Origin of the sequence: Virgibacillus ihumii, from assembly GCF_902726655.1 — a bacterium.
GTDB classification, from domain to species: domain Bacteria; phylum Bacillota; class Bacilli; order Bacillales; family Amphibacillaceae; genus Lentibacillus; species Lentibacillus ihumii.
The window spans coordinates 1,458,147-1,476,007 of record NZ_CACVAN010000001.1; the positions used below are offsets into that span (position 1 = coordinate 1,458,147).

Here is a 17,861-nt window from a genome sequence, read left to right on the forward strand (position 1 = left end):
TCAGGCAAGTAAATGTTGACTACATATGGTTATACGTATATTATTGTTATATAGTTTTTAAAACTACGTGTGAAGGAGATGAATATCTTGGGTGTTTATATTCGTGAACCAGTCAATGGACTGACACATTTATTCGGGGCAATTCTTTCGGTAGCGGGGTTACTCGCTCTGATTCTTAAAGCCGCAGAAACTTCGGACTCAGTACTTGCCGTGATTTCAGTAGCCATTTTCGGAATCAGCATGATCCTCTTGTACAGTGCATCAGCGACATATCACATGGTCATCGCAAAAGACCGGGTAATCGCGTTTCTCAGGCGTATTGACCACTCCATGATTTTCGTGCTGATTGCCGGGACATACACCCCGCTTTGTCTGATTAGTCTGCAGGGAACCACCGGCTGGATACTGTTCGGAGTCATTACGGCCATCGCCATCGCGGGAGTAACGTTTAAATTAATCTGGTTCCATGCACCAAGACTGTTATCAACCGCTCTATATGTTGCAATGGGCTGGATTGCGATTTTTTACAGTTCACATCTGCTGCCAATAATCGGCGGGGAAGGAATGTTCATGCTCATTCTTGGCGGAATGTTTTACACTGTTGGCGCTCTTATTTACTGGAAAAAACCAAAATACCTTTCATTTAAACATTTTGGCTTTCATGAAATTTTTCATCTGTTTATATTAGCCGGAAGCCTGTTTCACTTTATTTGTATATATGGATATGTCTTATAAAAAAGCAGCCTGTTAAGCTGCTTTTTTTATTGACTTTCAACCGCGTCGAATGCCTTCTTTTCTTCTTTTGTAAAAAACAAACTATATAAAGCAAGCAAAATAACAATACTTAATATCGAAAAACCATAGATGAAATGATAATTTGTAGCCGCAGCAAGCATTCCCAATCCGGTTGATCCAATCGCCATTCCTAAATCCATTGCAGAGAAAAACATCGCATTTGCTGTGCCTTGTTTTTCCCTTGCCACCAGACCCACTGCGATTGCCTGAAAGGTTGGTGTCACAATTCCATAGGAAATACCATAAAACACTCCGGCAGCAAGAAGCGTTACCGTATGATGGGTTACCGATAACAGAAATAATCCGATCATACCCGAAATTGCTGCAGGATATATAACAACTTTATGTCCGTACTTATCATACCATTTTCCGGAGAAAGGCCGGATTATGGTCATCATGATTGTCATCAGGAGAAAGAACAATGAAACAGATTTGAGACCTGCTTCATTACCCAATCCGCTCAGGAAGCTGATAACTCCGCCTAATGTAATCGTGAAGAATACGGTCAAAATACACGGAAGTAATGCTTTTTTGTCAAAAACATATTCTTTTAATGTGATATTTTTTGAACTGCCACTTTCTGCAGCAGGAATTTCAGGTGTTTTTACCAAAAAACAGAGAATCAGTGCAATTACTGTCAGCAACACCGATAAGATAATCATTGCATTATAGGAAAAAAACTGCAAAATTGCCAGGGCAAACATTGGTGCCACACTTGTTCCAATGCTTGTAGCCATGCCGTAATAACCAATTCCTTCGCCCAGCCGCTTCACAGGAATAATGGTTGTAGCCATCGTTGCAAAAATAGTTGACACAATACCAAAACCAATCCCATGCAGCACCCGCAAACAAAGCAATAAGGAAACTGAATCCTGTCCATAACTCAGTGAAATTGACAAGATAATAAATAATAGCGCAGCAGTACTGATCAATTTCATATTAATCTTTTGCATCACATAGCCAATCAGCGGCCGTGTTAAAATCGCTGCAGCCATAAATACAGTGGTCATTAAACCAGCCTGGGCAGGGTTATTTTTAATTGATGTAATGTATGCCGGAAATCCGGCAGTCAACAACTGTAAACAAAGAAAAAATAAAAAAGCCATTACAATAATGGCCAAAAACTGTAACGTCCATAACTTAGGTGCATTTCTCATATAAAACTATTCCTTCTTTCTATTCGGTTCGTACATTAATAATGTGTCAATGTTCTTTTCCAGTGAATTTAACACTTCCTGGTAAAGTGAAAGCTTATCCCTGTCAATTCCTTCAATAATTTCACTATATACCGTATCCAAATAAGGCCCAACCTCTTCTACCAGACTTGATCCTTTTTCCGTAATCTGAATAAAAAATGAACGGCGGTCTTCCGGATTCCGTACCCTCTCGGTATAGTGATGTTTTTCGAGCAGATCAAGGATTTTCGTTAAGGTAGCCTTATCTTTATCCGCACGGTCGGATAATGTTTTTTGCGTAATCAGACCATACTCATGTAATGTTCGAAGCACTGCCCACTGTTCAGTCGTAATGTTAAACTCCTTCAAGTGATGATTCACAATCCTCGATATTTTTTTGCTGAGCCGGACTGAGGCAGAACCTATGGCTTTATCCATACTCATGGACATGGCAGATGCTCCCTTCATTCAATCTGTTACTAGTATACACCAAAATAAAGTTTGTGTAAATATAATTCGTATACAAACTATATTTTTTAAGAAATGATCCGGTGTATGCCGGATCATTCCAGAGTTCTTCTAGTATTCCACCAAATCGGATTGAATGTAGTGATAAAGAAGTTCTTCCGTATGATGCAGCGACTTTTCATGGGTTCGTTCATAGGCGTGTGAAGAATCAATTCCCGGACCAATCAATCCGTGAATGATATCGTGACCGGCCCCCATTGCTGCAGATGCATCAGAACCGTAATATGGATAAATATCCAGCTTGTACTTGATATCGTTGGTTTCTGATAGATTTACAAGATGCTTTCGCAATCCATAATGGTACGGACCGCTTGCGTCTTTTACACAAATGGAAACGGTATACTCGTCCGTTGACTGCCCATCACCCATGGCACCCATATCCACTGCCATATATTCCACTGTTTCCGGGGTAATATTCGAATTACCGCCATAGCCAATTTCTTCATTGTTAGAAATCAAAAAATGCGTGGTGTATGGCAGCGTCACGTTCTCCTCTTTCAGCCGCTTAATCAGCTGTAAGAGAACTGCAACACTTGCTTTGTCATCGAGATGGCGCGATTTAATGAAGCCGGTATCTGTGAGCTGTACCCGCGGGTCAAATGCTACAAAATCGCCAACTTCAATTCCGAGTGCACGTATGTCGTCAGCACTTTCCACCTCCGCATCAATCCGCACTTCCATATTTTCCTGATTACGTTCAGCTTTACCGGCATCTTTATACACATGAACGGAAGTCTGATGCATCAGAATCGTCCCTGTGAAAACGTTACCGTCCGAGGTTTGTATTTCACAATACTCCCCTTCAACAGCATTAAAATGGAAGCCGCCAATCAAATCAATGCGAAGCCGCCCGTTATCTTTCACTTCTTTAACCATTGCTCCCAATGTATCAACATGCGCTGTCAGCATACGGTGTTCATCCGTTTTTTTGCCGGGCAGTGTTGCAATCAGACCGCCTTTCCGATTGCGTTTTGTTTCCACTTGCAAATCCTTTAAGAAGTCTTCCACGAAGCTGATAACTTTACCGGTATTGCCGGATGGACTTGGGATGGAAACAAGCTGTTGCAGCAATTCCTTTGTTTCATCAATATTTGGATATGTTGTCATGAAACGCTTCCCCCTTCTATGTAGTTACCATTTCATTATAACACTATGGGGATAATTTTGAGCTTAAAATCGATTGATACCATACCGTTATCGTTCGTAAATTATTTATCTATGTTTTGCAGCATTTTCTTTGCTAAATTGTGAGAATTCCTTGCGAGCTTACCCTTCAATCACCTTTACCATATATTTTCTGCTGCCTCTCGGCCCATCAAATTCACAGAAGTAAACACCTTGCCACGTTCCAAGTACCAGTTCGCCACCGGAAATAATCAAAGTCTGTTCATGTCCGACGGTACTTGTTTTCAAATGAGCAGCTGTATTTCCTTCTCCATGCCTGTCCGACGGATGCTCCCACGGGTAGGCCTCATCAAGCCGCATCAGCATGTCCGTTTTTACATCCGGATCTGCATTTTCATTCACAGTAATCCCTGCAGTAGTGTGCAGAGATGATACAACTGCAATACCGTCTTTCACATTATTGTTTCGAATCCATTGTTCAATAGAGGAAGTAATATCGATCATGTCAGAATGTTTATTCGTACTTAAGTAAAATACATTTTCCATTTTAGGTTTCCTTTCGCTAACATCTTTTTTGTTCATTCTACTGGAATTTGTTTTGAAAATAAACGGATATAAGATTCGATCGTTCTTTTCTACGACACCAAAGAATATCTTCACTGATTTTTGGTGGAACAGCTATTGTAAGTAAAAACCCCTCTAGACTAAGCCGGTCTTGAAGGGTTCTTGAAAAGGTCGAAAAAACATCGTGATCTTTAAGATACCTTCAAAGTCGATATTTATACCTGAATATCTTTTAGCCGAAACTAGGTTATAAATGTTATTAATCAGATTTTGTCTAGTTGAAGGATTGTTTAATATTTGGCTGACCAATTCGGAATTAAATCCGATTGGCGTTAAATTGGTAATCTTGGCAAGCGGAGCCGTATCACATCGCCATGCTGTTTCGATAGCCTCCAGTTCATTTAATTGACTAAAAGAACCGTCACTTGAAAGGTGGTATTCAAAAAAGAATCATACTTGGAATAGGGAGCGAAATCATTGATTAATGCAACATCATTATCCGTTCCAGTAATATAAATATAACTTAAAGTGGAGACTAAATATTCCGGAAGTTCCGGAATAAGCACTTCCATTCCTGGTTGCAAATTGTTCGGGTCTAACGCCGGATTCACCTCCATTAACCTGTCTAAAGAAACGTAAGCCATTTGTGCAATCTCATATAACGTGTCTCCCGATTGAACCGTTATGTCATTTTATCGATCAATAAAGCCTGACCGGGAACAATCTGTGGTGTGATCAACCCATTGACAAACCGAATAATATCAACTGAAATATTATATTTTTGACTAATCGAATACAGCGAATTACCGGAATTGACCGTATAAATAAACAATCTTATCCTTCTCTTCAATTTAAACAACTGTCTAAAATATTGCTGGGCTAATCACAATATATTTTCAGCTGATTTTTGTTACCTGAATTGACATCGTTATAGTTAGCAGTTAGCTTCTTAATTATATTCGTTAAAACCATATTATTACCGGGTAGTCATTCTTGGTGTCCTATCAATAATGGGAGGATTTTTATGTACATTTAACTTGTAACTTCATTAATACATAGTGTATAATTTAAAAAAGGGAACATAAGTTCCTGAAAAGGAAAAGAGTTGAATATAAATGAAAGATTGGGAGGCTTCTTACATAGCTGGGATTATTGATGGTGAAGGAAGTATTACGCTAACAAAAATGCATGTCAGAGAACACAGACGACCATGCATCTCGATTTCTTCAAATGACAAGGAATTACTATTATATATCCAGAACTTAGCTGGTGGTAGTATTTATAATAAAAAAAATTATAATCCAGCGAAGCATCAAAACTCATATACACTATACATTAAAACGAAAAAAGAAGTTTTTAATATCCTAAGAGTAATTCAACCGTTTTTAAGAATTGAACAAAAACGAAAACGTGCAAAATGGATTCTTGATGAATATGATTTAGTAACTGTAAGAAATGGAAAGTATAATGAGGAATTATTGAACCAAAAAATTACTTTTGAAAATAATTTTTTAATCTTTAGATAACTTAAAATGATATTTATTTCATTTTTTAACCTATATATACCTACTACTGTTTTTCAAAGCTTTGATGTTAATGATTTGAACTTTATTTTATTATAGACTGCCTGTTTTTTCAGAGTAATACAAAATCAACCCAAATAAAATGAAAAAACATTTGGGTTAAGTCAAAATAAAAAACCACCAACATTATGTATTGGTGGAGACGGTGGGACGTGCTCTTCCATGCTTTCGACATGGCACTGACTATATCTTGAACCTGTTTTGCCAGGTACTCCGGCGTCTTATGCGGAACATTGATTTACCTTTCTTGGTATAGTTTCCACATCCTAGTACTACCATGATGGCAGCCTATGAGTCGATACACGGCTGTTGGATTGCTCCACATACCGCTCGGCATTGCCGTATCGCTTAAGGCGACTTAGGTTTCACCGATAAAGCCGGATTTTCACTTTTGCGTTGCCACAAAAGGCGACTATTTACTAATCGAACCCACGTCCAGAGATATCGCCACTCAAGCATCTACACGCATAGTTGGTATATTATCTTTCACTGCATCTTCAGCCTACCAACAGGCTTCAGAGCAGCTAGTCTGATTCGTTTCAACTGTCATCCTCAGACGGTGGATGACAGTATAGCCCGCTTCATTTGAGACCCTTCAATCTGCCACACGGGCGATGGCAGGAAGGATCGCTTTAGAACTACTTACGCAGCTGCTAAAGCAGGTTGATTTGTTTCTTTGCCAGTTATTATAGGCGATAACGTTTTACGAGCCGTAACCTCGACGCGCAACTTGAGCTCAATCTATCCCTGTCGAATCCGTAACGTCCCCATGTAAGGAGAATCGCTCGGAATAGAACGAGCAATATTCAATTGATAATTTTATTATAACATATGGACTGCTGAAATCAATCCCTGGAAGGTTTTACCGCATATTTTCCTTGATAGCACGATCAACATCACGTTTCATCTGTTTACGTTTCAAGTCTTCACGTTTATCATATTTCTTTTTCCCTTTTCCAAGTCCAATCAGCACTTTAGCAACACCATTTTTAATATAGACTTTTAGCGGTACCAATGCATACCCTTGCTGTTGTGTCAGCCCAACCAGTTTATCAATTTCTTTGCGGTGAAGCAGCAGTTTACGTGTACGAGTTGGATCATGGTTAAACCTGTTTCCCTGCTCATATGTTGCGATATGCATATTGATCAGATGGACCTCACCTTTGTTAATCCTTGCGTGCGAGTCCTTCAAATTTATCCGTCCGGCTCGAATCGATTTGATTTCAGTTCCCTGCAAAACAATTCCTGCTTCATACGTATCCTCAATAAAATAATCGTGCCGGGCTTTTTTGTTTTGTGCGATTGCTTTTCCGTTTCCCTTTGGCATAGCGTGCTTCCTCCTACTACTTGCATGAACCTTATTCTATCAAAAACCTCCCAGAATTCCAATTGTTTTTGATGCTGAATGTGTTTTTATAGGCCCTTGATATGACAAGTCAAGATGAATTCCGGACCCTTGAAATTCCGGGAAACTCTTGAAGTCTCTGCGCAAACTCTCGAACATCCTCTAAACACTCCTATTTCATCTGCCGATCCTTCAACTTAAATAATCAACAGCAAACTCAGTGCCATAACAGCCATACCGCTGATTAAACCATAAATCGAAACATGTGCTTCATCATATTTTTTGGCAGCGGGAAGCAGTTCGTCAAGTGAAATAAACACCATAATTCCGGCAACTGCAGCAAAAATAACACCAAATGTGATATCACTCAAAAATGGCATAAGAATCAAAAAGCCGACAATTGCTCCAACTGGCTCAGCAATCCCTGATAAAAACGAAAGCCGAAATGCTTTGCGCTTATCACCTGTAGCATAGTATATCGGTACAGACACTGCAATTCCTTCAGGGATGTTATGGATTGCCACTGCTATCGCAATTGCCAAACCAAGTGCCGGATCCTGCAATGTGGACATAAACGTGGCAATACCTTCCGGAAAGTTATGAATTCCGATGGCCAGTGCAGTAAACACCCCCATCTTCAGTAAATCCGGGTCTTTTACTTTACTCCCGTTTTTTCCCATATCTTCTATTTTCTTTAACTCATGCGGGTTGGAATTCTTTGGTATGAAACGGTCTATCAAGGCTATTAATACTATTCCGCCAAAAAAGGATCCAACCGTAAGCCATGTTCCACCCGTCTCGCCAAGTTTTCCTACAAGCGATTCCTGCGCTTTTGTAAAAATATCAATAAACGATACATAAATCATCACACCCGCTGAAAACCCCAGCGCAAATGATAAAAATTTCGTATTGGTTGTTTTTGCAAAGAATGCCAGTAAACTTCCTATCCCTGTTGCCAACCCGGCAACCAGCGTGAACAGGAAAGCTAACATAACATCATGTGACATCGCATTTGCCCCCTCGTGTTGTCCCAATTAACAAATGTTTACCTTGGTCAACTTTTATAGTAACAGTTATATTCTATTCCAATTATTCACAAAATGCAACTGTAAAATTGTATAAAAAAACTAATGCAGGTTCCTCACATCACTCAAATTTTGAATAAAAATTCGAGTGATGGCCCGCATTAGCTTTCTGTTACAATTAAAATGTTAACCTTTGTTCTATTTTGCTTTTTTTCGTGGAGGCTGATTATCCACTAATTCAAAATCAACAACACGTTCATCGAGATTTACTTTGACGACTCGCACATCAACCTCTTCACCAATTCGGTAAATATTCCCGGTTCGCTCCCCGATCATAGCATAACTGCGTTCATCAAAATGATAGTAATCATCCGTCAGATAACTTACATGAACAAGTCCCTCAACGGTATTTTCCAATTCGACAAACAAACCGAAATTAGTAACGGAACTGATAACACCAGTAAATTCCTCACCAATTTTATCCTGCATGAATTCGGCTTTTTTCAAGTCGTCCGTTTCACGTTCGGCATCAACTGCCGCCCGCTCCATTCCGGACGTATGACGAGCAATTTCCGGCATATGGTCTTTCCAGTATTTGAGTGTCTTCGGATCCATTTTTTTGTCAATCAGATACGTTCGAATCAGCCGATGAACGGTTAAGTCCGGATAACGGCGGATCGGTGAGGTGAAATGGGTGTAAAAGTCGGTTGCCAGTCCGAAATGTCCAACACTTTGCGGATCATATTTTGCCTGCTGCATCGAACGCAGCATCAACTTGGATACGATCATTTCCTCGGGCTTTCCTTTCACCCCTTCGATTATTTTCTGCAATGCCTGCGGGTGAACCTCGTTTGCTTTTCCTTTAACAGCATAACCAAGCCCTGCGACAAACTCAAAGAAATGCTGCAGCTTTCCTTCGTCCGGATCTTCGTGGATACGGTGGATAAACGGAACATCCATCCAATGAAAATGTTCCGCAACTGTTTCATTGGCAGCAAGCATAAATTCTTCAATCAACCGTTCTGCAACTGACCGTTCGCGTAACACGACATCACTCGCTTTTCCATTTTCATCAACGAGTACCTGTGCTTCTTTAAAGTCAAAATCAATTGCTCCGCGGCCCATTCGCTTGCCACGCAGTATTGCAGCGAGACTTTCCATCTGCTCAAACATCGGGACAAGCTCTTGGTATTTATCGCGAACTTCTTCATCATGGTCAACTAATATTTTATTAACATCCCGGTATGTCATGCGTTCGTTCGTTTTAATAACGCTTTGAAAAATCTCGTGATTCACAACTTCACCTTTTGAACTAATTTCCATTTCACAACCGAGTGTCAGCCTGTCCACCTGTGGATTTAACGAACAAATTCCGTTGGACAGACGGTGTGGAATCATTGGAATGACCCGGTCAACCAAATACACACTTGTTCCGCGCTCAAATGCTTCCTTATCAATTGGAGTATCCTGTTCCACATAGTAACTGACATCCGCGATATATACGCCCAGCATGTAATTGCCGTTGTCCAGTTTTTTAACGGAAACCGCATCATCCAGGTCCTTCGCGTCTGCACCGTCAATTGTGACAATTGTTTCATCCCGGCGGTCAACCCGATTTTTCAATTCTGCTTCCTCAATTTCTTCCGGGGTGTTAGCCGCTTGCTCAAGCACCTCCTCGGGGAAATCTATTTTAATTCCGTTCTTATGAATGATGGAGATGATATCGATACCCGGATCATTTTTATGTCCGAGAATGTAAATGATTTCTCCTTCCGCACTCTTGCCGGCTTCCGGATATTTGGTAATATGAACGATTACTTTATGTCCAGTGACAGCACCGCCAAAAGCTCCTTTTGAGATAAATATATCATTTGGAATCCGTTTATCATCAGCAATAACAAACCCAAATGATTTGTTATTTTCAAACGTTCCGACAATCTGATGTGTCGCCCGCTCCAAAATCCGGATGACAGTGCCTTCAGGTCTATTGCCATCATTGCTCTGCTTTTCAAGCCGAACCAGCACTGTATCATTATTCATTGCCGAACCCATATCAGAATGATGGATATAAATATCGGCCTGATTTTCATTATCCGGAATTAAAAATGCAAATCCTTTCGCATGCATCTGGATTCTTCCCCGGATCAAATTCATTTTTTCCGGAAGTCCGAAACGATTTTTCCGGGTCCGGACAAGTTCGCCTGTTTCTTCCAATTCATTAAGTGATTTAATAAGTTCTTTAAAATCTTCTGATTCGGTCAATTCCAATTCCTGTTCCAATTCATTCACGGATAAAGGTTTTTCCCGATGTTCATTAAAATAATCACGTAATCTGTCTTTAATTGTTTCACTCATACGTTCACCTTCTTTCCCTAGTATTGTTCACGTTTTTTCAACATTATAATCATTCACTCCAGTCAAGTGACTCGAGAAAATCATAAATATCCTCGTGCAATTGTTCTTTTTCCTTATCCATCGTTATCACATGGCTGGAATTTTTATACCATTTAATGTCTTTTTGATCGGATTGGATATTTTCATATATATAATCCGCACTGTCTGTGTTAATCATTTCATCCTGACCAGCCTGCACTATCAAGGCCGGCGAATAAATCATATCAACATTATTTTTTACTTCTGTAATAAATTTCCCCAGGTCCCGGAACATTTCAGACGAATTATCAAGCAATTCACCAATTTCCTGATCAATCGTCTCCGCATCTTTTCCTTCCAGCTGCTTGAATTCTTTTGCTTTTGCCTGAAAACCTTTTGTGAGTTCCGTTTCATTGTCAAAAAACATTGGGGCACACATCGTAACAAGCCCCTTTACCCGATTGGAATAAGCAAGTTTTAAGCTGAGCACTCCACCAAGCGACAACCCTGCGACGGCAATTTCTTTATAACCCAGCTCTTTCAAATGATTATAAGCATTCTCAACGTCTTCCCACCATTGTGCCGCATTTGCCTCAATCAACGCTTCCGGTTCTTTTCCATGCCCCCGGTAAATCGGTGCATGACTGGTATAGCCTTTTTTTTCCAAAAAACGCCCCAGCATGCGAACATCTGCCGAATGTCCGGTAAACCCATGTAATAATAATACCGCACGCGGGCCGGCTTCAAACGTAAATGGTTTTGGTAGTTTTATTTTCATTCTGCTACATCTCCTTCAGTAATTCCTGGTACAAATACCATACCCTATTAAAAAACCCTTATCACATGATTTGCGATAAGGGTTTTCTTTAAACTATATATGCACTTAGAAAAGCAAACACGAAAAACAGCACCCCGGTTACAACTGTTCCTCTGTGCAGCACAAGATCTGCACCGCGGGCTTTCTGTTTTCCGAAGAGCTGTTCGGCACCGCCGGAAATTGCTCCGGAAAGTCCCTCACTCTTACCAGATTGCAATAAAATAAGCACAATCATTACAATTGCATCAATTACCAATAAAATATTTACGATTCCTGCCATAATCAAATGACACCCCCTGTAACGGACAAATACCTACAAATAATGTAGCATAATCACATACCGAACCGCAAGTTATTTCACCTTATTTTTGGACGTTTCACTGATTTCATTTTAACATAGAAAACAGACTATATACGAAATGGATGGGTTAAATATGGAGGAATCGTTTTGGATAACAATGGATGATAATGTACAGGTTTATGTTAAGAAATGGTTCGATCCTTCAAAACAACCGAAAGCCATTGTCCAGCTTGCACATGGCATGGTCGAACACATAAACAGGTACAAGGAATTTGCTGAATTTTTACTGTCACATGATATTTTCATCTATGGAAATGATCATCGGGGACACGGCAAAACTGCAGAAAAGCAAGGGCTGTTTGGTTATCTGGCTGACGAAAATGGTTTTGAGCGGACTACCGAAGATCTCTTGGAAGTAACAAAACGAATTAAACAAGATTATCCGGATATCCCCTTGTTCCTGCTTGGTCACAGCATGGGATCATTTTTGGCGCGAAACTATATCAACAATCAAAGCAGTATGATTGACGGTGTAATTTTATCAGGCACCGGATATTTTTCCCGGACAACGAGTCTGGCAGCCAAACTGATTGCTTCCACCCTTCCACCGAAAGAAAAATCACCTTTAATGAATTCATTGGCATTCAGTTCGTACAACAGGCAGATTAAAAATAAACGGACCAACTTTGACTGGCTGTCCAATGATGCAAAAATCGTTCAAACGTATATGGAGGATCCATTGTGCGGCCATATTCCGACAGCACGATTTTTCTATGACCTGATGACAGGACTTATTCTGATTCACAGCCGGAAAAGCATCACATCGGTCCGCTCCGAATTGCCGATGCTGTTCATCAGCGGCAGTGATGATCCGGTTGGAAACTATGGAAAAGGTGTCTGGAAAACAGCAAATATGTATCTGGATGCTGGAATCGATGATGCCATTGTCATGTTATTTGATCATGGAAGACATGAATTATTGAACGAAAAAAATCGTGATCTTGTTTATAACGACATACTGAACTGGGTTGAAGCGCGAATGGGTCACAATGCTTGAACCATTCAGCAGAAAAAAGGTAAAATAAAAGGTGGAACAAACTGAATTTGAAGGGTTGGTAATGTAATGATTCAAGGAATAGCAGCTTCGAACGGTATAGCAATTGCCAAGGCATACTTGCTTACTGCACCGGATTTATCTTTTGAGAAGAAATCAAGCGATAATCCTAACATAGAAGTCGAACGCCTGGAGAAGGCACTGGAAGTTTCTAAAAACGAACTGGAAAAAATAAAAGCACACACGAAAAAGGAAATCGGGGACGAGCATGCGGAAATTTTTTCAGCGCATTTGCTCGTTTTAAGTGACCCTGAAATGATAAACCCGATGAAAGAAAAGATCAATTCCGAAAATGCCACGGCTGAAGCGGCACTGGACGAAACAGCCAACATGTTTATCGATATGTTCAAAAATATGGATAATGAATATATGCGGGAGCGTGCTGCGGACATACAGGATGTAACGAAACGGGTAATGGCCCATTTGCTCGGTGTAACTTTCCCGGATCCCGCGCTAATCGATGAAGAAGTTATCGTCATCGCAAATGACCTCACGCCATCTGATACTGCACAGCTGAACCGCGAATATGTGAAAGGCTTTGCAACCGACATTGGCGGGCGCACATCACATTCGGCCATCATGGCAAGGTCACTGGAAATTCCGGCTGTTGTCGGAACCAAAAAAGTCACCAGTGATATTAACAAAGACGACTTGGTTATTGTTGATGGTATTGAAGGAAATGTTATCGTTAATCCATCAGAGGATGAACTGACTACCTATAAAGAAAAACAGGAGTCATTTGCAAAACAGAAAGAAGAATGGGCCAAGCTGAAAGATGAGCCAACCATTTCAGCTGACGGAGAGCAGGTTGAACTCGGTGCAAACATCGGCACGCCCGAAGATGTAGCGGGTGTTCTTGGCAATGGCGGTGAAGCAATCGGACTTTACAGGACAGAATTTTTATATATGGGCAAGAGTGAACTGCCGACAGAGGAAGAACAATACGACGCCTATAAGTCCGTACTCGAACAGATGGATGATAAACCGGTTGTTGTCCGTACATTGGACATCGGCGGCGACAAAGAATTAAGCTATCTTGATTTGCCCAAGGAACTAAATCCATTCCTTGGCTTCCGGGCAATCCGGTTTTGCCTGGAAAATGAAAATGTATTCCGCACGCAATTACGTGCGTTGTTACGCGCAAGTGTACATGGCAACTTAAAAATTATGTTTCCAATGATTGCAACACTTGAAGAATTCCGCCAAGCTAAAGCCATACTATTGGATGAAAAAGATAATTTGACACGGGAAGATGTAAAAGTTTCCGATCAAATCGAAGTCGGCATTATGGTCGAAATTCCATCCACTGCTGTAACGGCAAAACAATTCGCCAAAGAAGTGGACTTTTTCAGCGTTGGAACGAATGATCTGATTCAGTACACAATGGCAGCCGACCGTATGAATGAACGCGTCTCATACTTGTATCAGCCATACCATCCGGCCATACTGAACCTGGTTAACAATGTTATCGAAGCAGCACATGCGGAGAACAAATGGGTCGGCATGTGCGGCGAAATGGCCGGCGATACAATTGCCATTCCGATACTGCTCGGACTCGGCCTGGACGAATTCAGCATGAGCGCAACATCCATTCTTCCAGCCCGCACACAAATCCGCGGACTGTCGAAGGAAAAAATGGCATCTTATAAAGACAAGCTCTTATTAATGGGAACCGCTGAAGAAGTTGTTGAGTTTGTGAAGGAGAAGACGGAATAAAAATTACTGCATCAGCCCGGACATAATCATGTCCGGGCTGATTGTTTTCTATTAATTTCCCTGCTGTTTTGGTTTTATAGTTCCACATGGCCAGCCACATGATTTACACTGGGCGTCCCGATACGACCTCCAGTTTCCCATCAATCGGTGTGCGTCCCTTATCCCGGGGAACCTTCTCAGGATATCCAATCTGCATGACTGCTGCTATCTTAAATCTATCATTATCCAATCCGATATCTTCTAAAAACCCGCTGTCATGCATGTACGGGGTGATTGTCCACAACATGCCGATCCCATATTCCCAGGCTGCAAGTTGTGCATTTTGAATGAATGCACAAACCGATGCATACTCTTCTTCATAACGAACGGGATCTTCCTCTTTTTCAAAATAAATCACGGCATGATGCGGAATTTTCATAAGAAAGTACCTCATGGATTCAGTCATCTTCACCGTCTTAGGATTGTTATCAGTCTTAAGCATCCCAATCCGCTGATAGCTTTTTAGAATTGCATCAATTAATACACGTTTACCTTCCTCTTGGTAAAGTTTAATGTTCCAGGGCTCTTTCATGTAATGCGTAGGGGCATATGTGCCATACGTGAAAATTTCCTTTAAAATCGACAAATCGACTTCGGTATTTTTAAAATTATGAATGGATCTCCTTTGTTTAATTGCATCCAATAATTCGATGGTTATCACCCTTTTTTCAAAAATCATTTGCCGAACTATTGACCGGTCATCGTCGTCATAAAATCCATATAAAATTTTTTGTAGTCCAGATTAAAAGCAATCCGGTGCGGTTTTACTGCCGATGCTTCGCTCATCGTTCCACTTGGCCGGATATCAGCAATACTCTGCCCGCGTGCAGGTCCGGTTTCCAGTTGAACAATTTTAACGGGTAATGTTTGATACGTGAACATATCCTCCTTGATAACAGCCATCATGGTAAGAACATCATGCACCGGTGCACCCTGGAGGTTAGGATAGATTTCTTTGTAAGCATTATAGTAATAATTCAGCATCGGTTTAATAATATTCAATCCGCCTACCCGATCAATATAATCAATCATTTTTGGTGTAACGATTGCCTTTTGCGTTACATTCAATGGAAGGATCGTAACATTTTGAGCATATTTTAACACAATTTGAGCAGCAATGGGGTCTCCGTAGAAATTTGCCTCTGATACCGCTGTAACATTTCCCGGAACCCAAAATGCACCACCCATGAAAAAATACCGGCTGACATTAGTCATTAATGACTGATACAGAATAAACAATGTTGCAAGCGAGGTAAGCCTGCCAATATTAACAATAATCAGGTCATCCTTATATTCATTTATTATATCAACCACTTCAAAAAAGTTTTCCACAATTCCATTATCTTCAACTTCCGGTGGAATAATCGGTCCGAGCCCATACTCCCCATGAATTTCAGTGAAATATGCCGGAGTCTCACCTGTCATTGGCTTTTCTGCACCGCCAATCACCTGAATATCTGATTCGATATCCAGCAGATTCCGTATATAGTTGACATTAGCCAGTGCATTTTCCCTCGGAATATTGCCATAATCAGCCACAACACCAACAATATCAATCTTATCATTAAAGTAGGCATAAATGAGTGAAATCGTGTCATCAATACCGATATCCCCAAACACGAGAACTTTTTTCGTCATGATAACGCCCCTAATTATACAGTATTATCTACACAATATTCCGGAAGGGGGTTGTTCCGTGTATGTTTACCTTGTTAAAGAGGCTATTATAGCTGTGATCCAGCTATTTTGAAGTGGGAAACGTAACTGCGTTCGATTCGCACGTTTGACGCTGCGTTCGCACGTTTGACGCTGCGTTCGCACGTTTGACGCTGCGTTCGCACGTTTGACGCTGCGTTCGCACGTTTGACGCTGCGTTCGCACGTTTGACGCTGCGTTCGCACGTTTGACGCTGCGTTCGCACGTTTGAAAATTCGGTTGGTGCCAGGCACCAACCGAATTTTTGTCGAATAAAAAAGAGCGGAAGGTTCCGCTCTTTTTCCTGTATCAATTTATAAAGTTGACAACACTGTACGTTTTTTCCTTATTTTAAATTATAAAATGAATTTAAACCGCCATACTCGCCCATACCGGCAAGTTCGTCTTCAATCCGGAGCAGCTGGTTATACTTGGCTACACGGTCAGTCCGGGATGGTGCGCCGGTTTTGATTTGTCCGGCATTCGTTGCTACTGCAATGTCCGCAATCGTTGCATCTTCTGTTTCGCCGGAGCGATGTGAAATTACCGCGGTATAGCCGGAACGCTTGGCCATTTCGACCGCTGCAAACGTTTCAGTCAGTGTTCCAATCTGGTTCACTTTGACAAGAATGGAGTTGCCGACACCTTGTTCGATGCCTTGTGCTAATTTGCTTGTGTTGGTCACGAATAAATCATCACCAACCAACTGCACACGATTACCGATGCGATCCGTCAGCAGCTTATGGCCTTCCCAGTCATTTTCATCGAGTCCATCTTCAATTGAAATAATTGGATAGTTGTTAATAAGCTCTTCATACCAGTCAACCATCTCAGCTGATGTGCGGACAACACCTTCACCTTTTAAGTTGTATTTACCGTCCTCGTAAATTTCGGATGAAGCAACATCCATAGCAAGTTTCACTTCTTCACCAGGTTTATAACCAGCAGCTTCAATCGCTTCCACAATCGTTTGCAGTGCCTCTTCATTTGACTTCAAGTTTGGTGCAAACCCGCCTTCATCACCGACACCGGTATTATATCCTTTTGATTTCAATACTTTTTTCAGTGCATGAAATATCTCCGCACCGGTGCGCAACGCTTCTTTAAATGTTGGAGCAGCAATCGGCATGACCATAAATTCCTGAATATCCACATTGTTATCAGCATGCTCGCCGCCATTCAGGATGTTCATCATTGGGGTTGGCAGCGTTTTTGCATTAAATCCGCCTAGGTAGTTGTACAACGGCAGTCCCAGATGGCTTGATGCTGCATGGGCAACTGCCATGGAGACACCGAGAATAGCATTGGCACCAAGGGTTTCCTTGTTATCTGTGCCATCCAGTTCCAGCATAATTTGGTCTATGATATTCTGGCGGGTTACGTCAACACCAAGCAATTCAGGTGCAATGACGTCATTGACATTTTGTACTGCTTTTTCAACGCCTTTGCCAAGATAACGGTCCTTATCACCATCACGGAGTTCAACTGCCTCATATTCACCTGTTGATGCACCACTTGGCACCAGTGCAGCTCCGAAAGCACCGGACTCAGTGGATACTTCTACTTCTACTGTTGGATTCCCCCGTGAATCTAATACTTCTCGTGCGTATACGTCTGTAATGTATGGCATCACAATCGCTCCCTTAGTTTACTTTAATATAGTTTA

Annotated in this window: 18 protein-coding genes and 1 other RNA gene; 4 read left to right on the forward strand and 15 right to left on the reverse strand. The window is 41.1% G+C overall.

What is annotated here, in order from left to right; all coding sequences use genetic code 11:
* The first annotated feature begins 87 nt into the window (after positions 1–87).
* Positions 88–735 carry a PAQR family membrane homeostasis protein TrhA gene (gene trhA, locus HUX68_RS07325; protein ID WP_174614215.1) on the forward strand — a complete coding sequence of 216 codons (648 nt, stop codon included), beginning with the start codon at positions 88–90 and terminating at the stop codon, positions 733–735.
* Between the two features lie 26 nt (positions 736–761).
* Here trhA and HUX68_RS07330 read toward each other — a convergent pair whose 3' ends face one another.
* The 6 genes from HUX68_RS07330 to HUX68_RS07355 all read right to left on the reverse strand — a co-directional run bounded on the left by HUX68_RS07330 (position 762) and on the right by HUX68_RS07355 (position 5,019).
* On the reverse strand, positions 762–1,952 hold the full coding sequence (locus HUX68_RS07330; RefSeq protein ID WP_174614216.1) for an MFS transporter: 1,191 nt from the start codon (positions 1,950–1,952) through the stop codon (positions 762–764).
* 6 nt (positions 1,953–1,958) lie between these two features.
* On the reverse strand, positions 1,959–2,420 hold the full coding sequence (locus HUX68_RS07335) for a MarR family winged helix-turn-helix transcriptional regulator (RefSeq protein WP_246206626.1): 462 nt from the start codon (positions 2,418–2,420) through the stop codon (positions 1,959–1,961).
* Positions 2,421–2,549: 129 nt separating this feature from the next.
* Positions 2,550–3,605 carry a M42 family metallopeptidase gene (locus HUX68_RS07340; RefSeq protein ID WP_174614217.1) on the reverse strand — a complete coding sequence of 352 codons (1,056 nt, stop codon included), beginning with the start codon at positions 3,603–3,605 and terminating at the stop codon, positions 2,550–2,552.
* Positions 3,606–3,764: 159 nt separating this feature from the next.
* A complete protein-coding gene (locus HUX68_RS07345) occupies positions 3,765–4,169 on the reverse strand; it encodes a secondary thiamine-phosphate synthase enzyme YjbQ (protein WP_174614218.1) in 405 nt (134 codons plus the stop codon).
* Positions 4,170–4,588: 419 nt separating this feature from the next.
* Positions 4,589–4,831 (reverse strand): hypothetical protein, encoded by a 243-nt coding sequence (locus HUX68_RS07350; RefSeq protein ID WP_174616376.1) that lies wholly within the window; start codon positions 4,829–4,831, stop codon positions 4,589–4,591.
* 38 nt (positions 4,832–4,869) lie between these two features.
* Positions 4,870–5,019, reverse strand: a complete 150-nt coding sequence (locus tag HUX68_RS07355) for a LysM peptidoglycan-binding domain-containing protein (RefSeq protein WP_174614219.1) — start codon at positions 5,017–5,019, stop codon at positions 4,870–4,872.
* 283 nt (positions 5,020–5,302) lie between these two features.
* Between HUX68_RS07355 and HUX68_RS07360 the strand changes: the two genes are divergently transcribed.
* Complete coding sequence (locus HUX68_RS07360) at positions 5,303–5,713, forward strand: LAGLIDADG family homing endonuclease (RefSeq protein WP_174614220.1); 411 nt, start codon at positions 5,303–5,305, stop codon at positions 5,711–5,713.
* 477 nt (positions 5,714–6,190) lie between these two features.
* On the opposite strand, the gene ssrA is transcribed toward HUX68_RS07360, so the two are convergent.
* From ssrA to secG, 6 genes are all read right to left on the reverse strand, one after another.
* Positions 6,191–6,531: a transfer-messenger RNA gene (ssrA, locus tag HUX68_RS07365) on the reverse strand.
* 101 nt (positions 6,532–6,632) lie between these two features.
* Complete coding sequence (smpB, locus tag HUX68_RS07370; RefSeq protein WP_174614221.1) at positions 6,633–7,097, reverse strand: SsrA-binding protein SmpB; 465 nt, start codon at positions 7,095–7,097, stop codon at positions 6,633–6,635.
* A gap of 215 nt (positions 7,098–7,312) precedes the next feature.
* Complete coding sequence (gene zupT / locus HUX68_RS07375; RefSeq protein ID WP_174614222.1) at positions 7,313–8,122, reverse strand: zinc transporter ZupT; 810 nt, start codon at positions 8,120–8,122, stop codon at positions 7,313–7,315.
* 216 nt (positions 8,123–8,338) lie between these two features.
* Positions 8,339–10,495, reverse strand: coding sequence for a ribonuclease R (gene rnr, locus HUX68_RS07380; RefSeq protein ID WP_174614223.1), 2,157 nt, complete (start codon positions 10,493–10,495; stop codon positions 8,339–8,341).
* Positions 10,496–10,544: 49 nt separating this feature from the next.
* A complete protein-coding gene (locus tag HUX68_RS07385) occupies positions 10,545–11,291 on the reverse strand; it encodes an alpha/beta hydrolase (protein WP_174614224.1) in 747 nt (248 codons plus the stop codon).
* Positions 11,292–11,379: 88 nt separating this feature from the next.
* Positions 11,380–11,610 (reverse strand): preprotein translocase subunit SecG, encoded by a 231-nt coding sequence (gene secG / locus HUX68_RS07390; protein ID WP_174614225.1) that lies wholly within the window; start codon positions 11,608–11,610, stop codon positions 11,380–11,382.
* A gap of 154 nt (positions 11,611–11,764) precedes the next feature.
* Here secG and HUX68_RS07395 point away from each other — a divergent pair, with 154 nt between their 5' ends.
* Both HUX68_RS07395 and ptsP read left to right on the forward strand, forming a co-directional pair.
* Positions 11,765–12,688 carry an alpha/beta fold hydrolase gene (locus HUX68_RS07395; protein WP_174614226.1) on the forward strand — a complete coding sequence of 308 codons (924 nt, stop codon included), beginning with the start codon at positions 11,765–11,767 and terminating at the stop codon, positions 12,686–12,688.
* 66 nt (positions 12,689–12,754) lie between these two features.
* Entirely contained in the window at positions 12,755–14,461 is a 1,707-nt protein-coding gene (gene ptsP / locus HUX68_RS07400) for a phosphoenolpyruvate--protein phosphotransferase (RefSeq protein ID WP_174614227.1), read from the forward strand.
* A 103-nt stretch (positions 14,462–14,564) separates the two neighbouring features.
* On the opposite strand, the gene HUX68_RS07405 is transcribed toward ptsP, so the two are convergent.
* From HUX68_RS07405 to eno, 3 genes are all read right to left on the reverse strand, one after another.
* A complete protein-coding gene (locus HUX68_RS07405) occupies positions 14,565–15,179 on the reverse strand; it encodes a nitroreductase family protein (RefSeq protein WP_174614228.1) in 615 nt (204 codons plus the stop codon).
* Between the two features lie 8 nt (positions 15,180–15,187).
* Positions 15,188–16,138, reverse strand: coding sequence for a nucleoside hydrolase (locus tag HUX68_RS07410; RefSeq protein ID WP_174614229.1), 951 nt, complete (start codon positions 16,136–16,138; stop codon positions 15,188–15,190).
* Between the two features lie 403 nt (positions 16,139–16,541).
* The gene (gene eno / locus HUX68_RS07415) at positions 16,542–17,825 is read right to left on the reverse strand and encodes a phosphopyruvate hydratase (RefSeq protein ID WP_174614230.1); all 1,284 of its coding nucleotides are present in this window, start codon (positions 17,823–17,825) and stop codon (positions 16,542–16,544) included.
* Positions 17,826–17,861: the final 36 nt, after the last annotated feature.

Excerpts from the sequence above, each read along its gene's own strand:
- zupT (WP_174614222.1), bottom strand. The coding sequence starts at position 8,122 with ATGTCACATGATGTTATGTTAGCTTTCCTGTTCACGCTGGTTGCCGGG.
- HUX68_RS07335 (WP_246206626.1), bottom strand. The coding sequence starts at position 2,420 with ATGTCCATGAGTATGGATAAAGCCATAGGTTCTGCCTCAGTCCGGCTC.
- ptsP (WP_174614227.1), top strand. The coding sequence starts at position 12,755 with ATGATTCAAGGAATAGCAGCTTCGAACGGTATAGCAATTGCCAAGGCA.
- HUX68_RS07405 (WP_174614228.1), bottom strand. The coding sequence starts at position 15,179 with ATGATTTTTGAAAAAAGGGTGATAACCATCGAATTATTGGATGCAATT.
- HUX68_RS07345 (WP_174614218.1), bottom strand. The coding sequence starts at position 4,169 with ATGGAAAATGTATTTTACTTAAGTACGAATAAACATTCTGACATGATC.
- eno (WP_174614230.1), bottom strand. The coding sequence starts at position 17,825 with ATGCCATACATTACAGACGTATACGCACGAGAAGTATTAGATTCACGG.
- HUX68_RS07360 (WP_174614220.1), top strand. The coding sequence starts at position 5,303 with ATGAAAGATTGGGAGGCTTCTTACATAGCTGGGATTATTGATGGTGAA.
- HUX68_RS07385 (WP_174614224.1), bottom strand. The coding sequence starts at position 11,291 with ATGAAAATAAAACTACCAAAACCATTTACGTTTGAAGCCGGCCCGCGT.
- HUX68_RS07350 (WP_174616376.1), bottom strand. The coding sequence starts at position 4,831 with ATGGCTTACGTTTCTTTAGACAGGTTAATGGAGGTGAATCCGGCGTTA.
- HUX68_RS07395 (WP_174614226.1), top strand. The coding sequence starts at position 11,765 with ATGGAGGAATCGTTTTGGATAACAATGGATGATAATGTACAGGTTTAT.
- secG (WP_174614225.1), bottom strand. The coding sequence starts at position 11,610 with ATGGCAGGAATCGTAAATATTTTATTGGTAATTGATGCAATTGTAATG.
- HUX68_RS07340 (WP_174614217.1), bottom strand. The coding sequence starts at position 3,605 with ATGACAACATATCCAAATATTGATGAAACAAAGGAATTGCTGCAACAG.
- HUX68_RS07410 (WP_174614229.1), bottom strand. The coding sequence starts at position 16,138 with ATGACGAAAAAAGTTCTCGTGTTTGGGGATATCGGTATTGATGACACG.
- smpB (WP_174614221.1), bottom strand. The coding sequence starts at position 7,097 with ATGCCAAAGGGAAACGGAAAAGCAATCGCACAAAACAAAAAAGCCCGG.
- rnr (WP_174614223.1), bottom strand. The coding sequence starts at position 10,495 with ATGAGTGAAACAATTAAAGACAGATTACGTGATTATTTTAATGAACAT.
- HUX68_RS07330 (WP_174614216.1), bottom strand. The coding sequence starts at position 1,952 with ATGAGAAATGCACCTAAGTTATGGACGTTACAGTTTTTGGCCATTATT.